The following is a 7,249-nucleotide window of genomic DNA, read 5'->3' on the forward strand; positions in this document are numbered from 1 at the left end:
GGAGTGACGGGGGCAGAGCCGTCGTCGCTCAAGGGCTTCGGGCGCAGAGCGTCCTGGGCGGAGGGGGAAGGGTTCTGGGGGTCGATCTTCCAGAACTCCTCAAGGTTTTCGGCGGTTGTCGTCTCCAAGGCACAAGCAGGACGAAAGCGGGTCTTTGGGGGCCGCTTTCGATGAGGGGGACCCCTCGGGGGAGGGGTTGAGTCACTGGGAGCGCGTCGAGGGGGCGCGCTCCCAGTGTTTTTTCAGGGGTCGGCCTGGATCCGCGCGGGGGCGCTGGGTCGGCCGGCCCGTTTCATTTCTGGATGGAGAGGATGACCCACCGCCGGGTGTCCACGGCGTAGACGGTGGGGACGTCCGCGATGGCGGGTCCTGCCAGGTCACGGCAGGCCGTGGGATTCACGGAGAAGCGGACGAACACCACCCCGTCTTTTCCGGGGACGCTGGTGACGTCATATGCCTCGCGCTGGTGGACGCAGACCTCGGTGGGGCTGGCGTTCCGCTCGGGCTTCGAACCCAGCGGAAGGAAGTCCTCCATCGCCAGGGCAACCGAAGTTGCCATCGTGCCGGACAGGACCTGTTGTCCTTCCGTGGGAAGCACGACGGGGAACGCGAAGTGGGCTGCCTGCTCCGGAGGATGGACGCGGGCACAGGCGGCAAGCAGCAGGAGCGGCAGCAGCTTCCACGGTCGGGTTCCCATGAGGGATTGCAGTCTTCTACCCTCCGGAGACCACTCGCAACGGTTGTGTGCCTTCCCGCGCCGGCCTCGTGGCCCCGGCCAGCTCCAGCACGTGCGCGCCTTCGGCCTCGAAGTGCGCGCGCAGCCAGGGGTGGCAGGTGAAAGCGATGACCTGGTGGTGCTCGGCCATTCGCGCGAGGAGTCGCACCGCGCCTCGGGCCCGCTCCGGGTCGAAGTTCACCAGCACGTCGTCCGCGATGAGCGGCAGCGCGCCGCGCGTCTCCCCGAAGTAGCGGATGACGGCCAACCGGAACGCCAGGAAGAGCTGCTCGCGCGTGCCCCGGGACAACTGCTCCGCGCTCCAGTCCCTGGCCCCGTCGCTCACCCGCAGCTCCCTCGCATCCCCCGCCGGGATGAAGACGCGGCGGTAGCGCCCTCCCGTCATCTCCTGGAAGGACTCGCTCGCGAGCTGGATGACGCGCGGCTGCTGCTCCTCCTCGAAGCGCCGCCGCGCCCGTCCCAGCAGCGCCAGCGTCAGCCGATCCGCCGCGTAGCGCGTGGCCAGCTCCGACGCCTTCGCCCGCAGCGTCTCCTCCTGGATGCGCAGCCGGTACACCCGGTCATCGTTCTCCCACTGCGACAGCTGCGTCTTCAGGCTGCCCTGCTCCGTGAGCACCGCCTTCAGTCGCTCGCCCTCGGTGCGGTAGCGCTCGCGCAGGCCGGACAGCCGCTCCTTCAGGCCCGCCTCTCCGCCCGCCGCGTGCACCTCCGCTCGCGCCACGTCCTCCTTCAGGCCCGTGAGCGCCTGCACCCGCTGGCCGTGCTCGCGCACCCGGATGATCAGCTCCGCGTACCTTCGCGCCTGCACCGCGCGACGGCGGAAGGTGGCCTCGTCCTGGCACCCCCCTTCCGCGAGCAGCGCCTCCAGCGTCTGGTCCTCTTCCAGCACCAGCTGGTCCAAGCGCGCCTTCTCCGCCAGCAGCTCGCCGCGCTGTCCATCCAGGTGCCGTTGATCCGCCGCCCTCGCGCGGACCTCCTCCAGCGCCAGGGACACCCGCGCCGCCACCGTCTCCGCCGGCCCCGGAGGCAGCCCCGCCGCCTGCGCCTCCGCCAACAGCCGTGACGTCGTCGCGCCACACGCGGCCTCCGCCACGGTGAACTCCTCTTCATCCGTGCGCAGGTCCAACAGCCGCTGTCGCAGCGCCGCGGCATCTCGCCACAGCGTCAGCGCCGACGCCGGGGACAACGCCACCGGGAAGCGCCGCGCCAGCAGGAACGCCAACCACTCCTCGCGCAGCCCTTCCGCGCGTTGCTCCGCGCGCAGCCGGGCCTCCTCCACGCGCTGCTCCTCGCGCACCGCCCCGTCCCACGCCGTGCGCTGCGCGTCCTCCTCGCGCACCAGCAGGTCGCGCCGCTCGGCCTGCGTCAGCCGCTCCGCCAGCAACGACTCCTGCTCGGCCAGGTCCGATAGCGATGCGCCCGGGGACATGCCCGCAGCGCCGGACGCATGCAGCAGCTCCCGCTGGAGCAGCTCCTCGCGCGCGGACATCGTCGCCTGCACCGCGCGAAATCTCTCCTCCTCCTGCTGACGCCAGCGGTGTCGCGCCGCCTGCGCCTCCAGGCTCGCGTGCCGCGCCTTCTCCACGCGGTGACGCACGAACAGCAACAACCCCACGAGCAACGCGCCACCCACCGCGCACAGCACGCCCACCGAAACACCCGCGAGCACCGCCGCGAGCACCGCGAAGCCCAGCGCCACGCCTCCCGCCGCCACCACCCATGACAGCGGCAGCAGTGAATGCAGGGGCACCGCGTCCGTGGGCGCCCGCACGCCGTCCATCTGCCGGCGCTGCTCCAGGCGCTGCTCGGCCAGCCGCTCCAGGTCTCCGCGCACCGCGCGCATCCGCCCCACCGCCGCCTGCCGCTGGCGCACCTGCGCGGGTCGCTCGTCGGGCAGGGACTCCACCTCCAACTGGAGCCGCGCCAGCGACGTCTCCAGCCGCGTCCGCTCCTCGCGCGCCCGCGCCTGCTCCAGCTCCACCGCGCCGAGCGCGCTGTCCGAAGCCTCCAGCCGCGCCGCCAGCGCCTCCAGCTCCCCGCGCGCCCGCGCCCCCAGGTCCAGCGCGAGCAGTCCGCCCGCGTCCACCGCGAGCCCCAGCTCCGCCAGCCCCTGTTCCAGTTGCCGCCGCCGCGAGGCGAGCGAGGCCCTGCGCGCGGGCAGGGCGCGAAGCTGCTCCGAATGTCCCGCGAAGGTGGCCAGCGCCGTGCGCAGGGCCTCGGCGCGCTCGCGCACGGGCCAGGGCGCGGCGTGCCGCTCCCGCGCTTCGTCGATGGGCGCCAGCCGCTCATGCAGCTGTGCCTGCTGGGCCCGGTACGTCTTGCGCCGCTGGAGCACGTCCTCCAGGCGCGTCTCCCCGCCCGCGGGGAAGGTGTCCAGCACCGGCAGCGACGACAGCTCCGTCCGGTCGCGCGCGAGCACCGACAAGTCCCCCAGCGCGGACTCCAGCCGCACCGCGTGGTCCAGCTCGCGAGCGGCCTCCTTCTGCGCCACCTCCAGCGCGTGGCCCTCCGCGATGCGCCCCGTCAGCCGGTCGCGCGTGGAGAAGTAGAGCGCGGGCCGGTCCCCCGCCTCGCGCAGCGCCTGCTGCACGTCCTCCAGGTCCTTCATCACCTTGTTCAATTCGGGCTTCTGCCCGCGCGGCGCGTACAGCCCTTCCGCGTCCTTGCGCAGCCGCTCCAGCGCCTCGGGCAGCCGACGCGCGCCCTGCATGCCCGCGGCGAACAGCGCCTCGGACACGCCGCGCTGCTGCGCCAGCCGCTGGAAGGACGACAGCTCATCCAGCCGGAAGGCGAACACCTCGAAGAACAGGTCCCGGGGCACGTCCGCCAGCGCCTGCGCGAGCAGCGTCTCCGGCAACGGCTGTCCCTCCGGTGTCTGCACCGTGAGCGTGCCCTCCGACGCGCGCTTCCCCACGCGACGGCGCACCACGAGCGGCCCCGCCTCCGTGTCCAACCACAGCTCACCGCCGAAGAGCGCGCCCTCGGGTTCGTAGCGCTCCGGCTGACCGCGCTTCTCGAAGCCGAACAGCACGCCGCGCAGGAAGGCCAGCAGCGTGCTCTTGCCCGCTTCGTTGGGGCCATACAGCAGCGTGAGCCCCGGGGCCGGCGCTCCCGAGTAGCCCAGGAAGTGCCCGAAGCCATCCACCTGGAAGCGGTTGATGCGCAGTCCCGGCTTCATGACGTCTCCTCGTGGAGCTGCTCCACGCCGCGCTGTCCCGCCTGCGCCACCAGCTGCGGACGGGGCGCCTCCAGCGCGTCCACGCCCAGCCGCTTCAAGCGCTGGCCCAGCGTCGTCAGTTCCTCGTCGTCCCACAGCGCCGCGAGCGCCGCGTCGTCCTGCTCCAGCGCCCGGGCTTCCTCCAGCAGCGTGCCCATGAAGCCGCCACCGGCCCGCACCGCCTCCAGGTCCACCTCCGGCCGGCTGCCGTCCCGGAGCGACTCCAGCAACACCGGCGGGTGCGCGCGCGACAGCCGCTCCCGCAGGTCCGCCTCCAACTGCGCCCGCGCCCCCGGCCGCGACAGCTCCCGGTGCAGCGGCCCACGTCCGGCCAGCGTGAGGCGCACCGCGTGCCCGTCGAAGTCCTCCGCGCACCGCGTCTCCACCACCTCCGTCGCCACCGCCTGGAGCGCGTCCAGCGAACCCACGCCAAAGAGCGGCACGTCCAGCCGGTGCCAGCGCACCCGGTCCACCGGCACGAACCGCCTGCGCGCGACGCCGTCCTCCACGTCCACCACCACGCAGCCGCGCTCGCCCGTCTCGTGGATGTGCCGCCCCTGCGGATTGCCCGGGTACACCGCCACGCCGCCGCCGGGCAGCAGGTGCTCCGCGCGCGTGTGCACGTGGCCCAGCGCCCAGTAGTCCAGCCCGCCCGCGGCCAGGTCCGCCGCCGTGCAGGGCGCGTAGTTCGCGTGCCCCGCGTCGCCGCCCAGGTTCGCGTGCAGCAGGCCCACGCTGAAGTGCGTGCCGGTGCGGCGGAACCTCGCGGACAGGTTCTCGCGCACCTCCACGTCCGGATAGGACACGCCCTGCACGTGGCACAGGCGCCGGCCCTCGCGCCGCACCTCCACGTCCTCCCAGTCCGGTCCGAACACCTTCACCGACTCGGGCAGGCCCAGCGTGCCGGTGTCCCCGCTCAACGGGTCGTGGTTGCCGTGGACGATGAAGGTCTGGATGCCCGCCCGGTCCAACCGCGCCAGCTCCGAGCGCAGCGCCAGCCGCGCGCGCACGGAGCGGTCCTTCACGTCGAACAGGTCTCCGGCCAGCAGCAGGAACGTCACGCGCTCCCGCAGGCACACGTCCACGATGCGCGCGAGCGCCAGGAAGGTGGATTGCTGGAAACGCTCCAGCAGGGGCCCATGCGTGGCGACCCCCCGAAACGGCGTGTCCAGGTGCAGATCCGCGGCGTGGACGAAGGAGAAGCGCATCGTGTGGGCAACGTACCCGAGTCTCCCCGCACGCCCGACTTTCCCTCCCCGGAGGGTGATGCTCCGGTGGACACACGGGACGTCCCGCGGTCGCACGGTGCGTCCGACTTCGGAAACCCGCCACGTCTTCCAGGCCCCACGCCCCTGCGTTTCGCGGTGGGTGGGCCGCTCGCGCCCTGCATTCCGCACGACGCCGGGACCCGGGCCTCCGCGTAACCGACCGACCTCCCTGGAGTCCGTCAACGCACGGTGCGCGGTACGTCCGCTGCACCGGGGGGAGGCCATGAAACCCGTCACCTCCTGCATCCCGGGTCGCGCGGCCCTCACGCTGGCGACGCTCCTGCTCGCACCGATGGTCCAGGCGCAAGCCCCCGCCGGGCCGGCGAAGCCCGTCACGCTCACGGACCGCCCCGCGCCGCTGGCCTTCGCGGACTTCTCCTGGGTGCCCGGCAACGGTGGCGCCAGTGAGAAGCCGCTGTCCTTCGGCGCGTTCACCGGCGAGTTCCGCGCGGACACCGTCTACCACCACAGCTTCAACCACCCGCGGGACGACACGATTGCCGGCTCCAGCGAGGTCTTCCGCCACGGCGAGGTGCAGGTCACCCAGTTGGGGATTGGCGGCGACTTCCTCTACAAGAACGTGATGGGTCGGTTGATGACCCAGTTCGGCCTGTATTCCCAGACGACGCCGCGCAACGACGCGAGCCCCACGCGCGGCCAGTGGAACCTGGACGACGCCTACCGCTTCATCTCCGAGGCCTACGGCGGCTACCACTTCGATGCGCTGCGGGGCATCAACCTGCAGGCCGGCATCTTCATGAGCTACATCGGCCTGTGGAGCTACTACAACGCGGACAACTGGACCTACCAGCCGTCCTACGTGTCGTCGAACACGCCGTGGTTCTTCAACGGCGTGCGCGCCCAAATCTTCGTGAGCGACACGCTGAAGATCGAACCCTGGCTCGTCAATGGCTGGCAGTCCTACGGCCGCTTCAACGACGGCTACGGCGTGGGCGGACAGATTCTCTGGCGTCCCACCGGCTGGCTGTCGGTGGTGGGCAACCAGTATTACGGCACGGACACCCTGGGCAATCCGGGCCGCCGGCGCGTGCACACCGACGACAGCGTGATGGTGAAGTACCACGACCGCCCGGACGGCTTCGTCAGCAAGGCGGCGGCGTCCGTCACGCTCGACGCGGGCTGCGAGTTCGGCGGCGGCGTGGACTGCGGGTCGCAGTACTTCCTGGGGTTCATGGCCTACCACCGCCTGTGGTTCGCCCATGACCGTCTGGCATTGACCGTGGGCGGGGGCGCCATCACCAACCCCGGGCGCTACCTGGTGCTCCTGCCGCCCATCAACGGGACGACCGCGGCCTCCGGCACGCCGTACTTCACCGCGAACCCCGGCGACCGCTATCAGGCGTATGACTTCCAGGTGGCCGCGGACGTCATGCCCCAGCCCTTCATCACCTTCCGCCTGGAGTTCAACCACCGCGCGGCCAGCGTGCCGTACTTCTCCGGGCCCGGAGGCGTCACGCCGCCCGGAGGCAACCAGGGCGCGCCCGGCTCGCTCGTGGACGGCTGGAGCCCCGACCTGGTGACGCGCGAGAGCCGCCTCACCGGCGCGCTGATGGTGAAGCTCTGACGCAAGCGGGAGGCGCGGGCCCGGCAGTCCGCCCGGCCCACCCGCGCCTCTCGCCTGTCAGGACGATGCCGGCGTGGCTAACGCGTCGTCTCGTTGCCCGAGCCGCCCATGTTGCCGCCGGAGGTGTCCATGTCGTTGCCGGTCCCGGTGGAGCCGGTGTTGCCCATGTCCGAATCCATGGGCTCCTGCATTCCGGAGCCGCCGGTGCCGGAGTCCATCATCCCGGAACCTCCCGTGCCGGCGTCCATCATGCCGGAGCCGCCCATGCCCTCTTCGGTGGTGTCCGTGGAGGAACCCGTGCTCGGTGGGGTCTCCGGTAGGGGCTCCGGTGGGGTCTCCGTCGGGGTCGGGGACTGCATCGAGTCCCCCGTCTGGCCCGTGCCGGTGCCGCCCGTGCCGCTGCCGCCCGTGCCACCGCCCTCCTGGGGCGCCATGCTCTCCGA

4 protein-coding genes and 1 pseudogene are annotated in these 7,249 nt (G+C 72.1%); 1 reads left to right on the forward strand and 4 read right to left on the reverse strand.

Annotated elements, in window-relative coordinates:
- Positions 1 to 292 precede the first annotated feature (292 nt).
- From D7Y13_RS35355 to D7Y13_RS35365, 3 genes are read right to left on the reverse strand one after another with little or no spacing between them, the layout of a single operon-like run.
- On the reverse strand, positions 293 to 697 hold the full coding sequence (locus tag D7Y13_RS35355) for a hypothetical protein (RefSeq protein ID WP_233595984.1): 405 nt from the start codon (positions 695 to 697) through the stop codon (positions 293 to 295).
- Positions 698 to 713: 16 nt separating this feature from the next.
- A complete protein-coding gene (locus D7Y13_RS35360) occupies positions 714 to 3,914 on the reverse strand; it encodes an AAA family ATPase (protein WP_120585900.1) in 3,201 nt (1,066 codons plus the stop codon).
- Positions 3,911 to 5,161, reverse strand: coding sequence for a metallophosphoesterase family protein (locus tag D7Y13_RS35365; protein WP_120585899.1), 1,251 nt, complete (start codon positions 5,159 to 5,161; stop codon positions 3,911 to 3,913). Before D7Y13_RS35365 ends, D7Y13_RS35360 begins: the two co-directional genes overlap by 4 nt.
- A gap of 283 nt (positions 5,162 to 5,444) precedes the next feature.
- On the opposite strand from D7Y13_RS35365, the gene D7Y13_RS35370 reads away from it, so the two are divergent.
- Entirely contained in the window at positions 5,445 to 6,806 is a 1,362-nt protein-coding gene (locus D7Y13_RS35370; RefSeq protein WP_120585898.1) for an outer membrane beta-barrel protein, read from the forward strand.
- A gap of 77 nt (positions 6,807 to 6,883) precedes the next feature.
- Here the strand turns inward: D7Y13_RS35370 and D7Y13_RS35375 are convergent.
- Positions 6,884 to 7,249 (reverse strand): annotated as a pseudogene (locus D7Y13_RS35375) (hypothetical protein); the annotation flags it as partial.

It is taken from the genome of Corallococcus praedator (genome assembly GCF_003612125.1).
GTDB lineage: Bacteria > Myxococcota > Myxococcia > Myxococcales > Myxococcaceae > Corallococcus > Corallococcus praedator.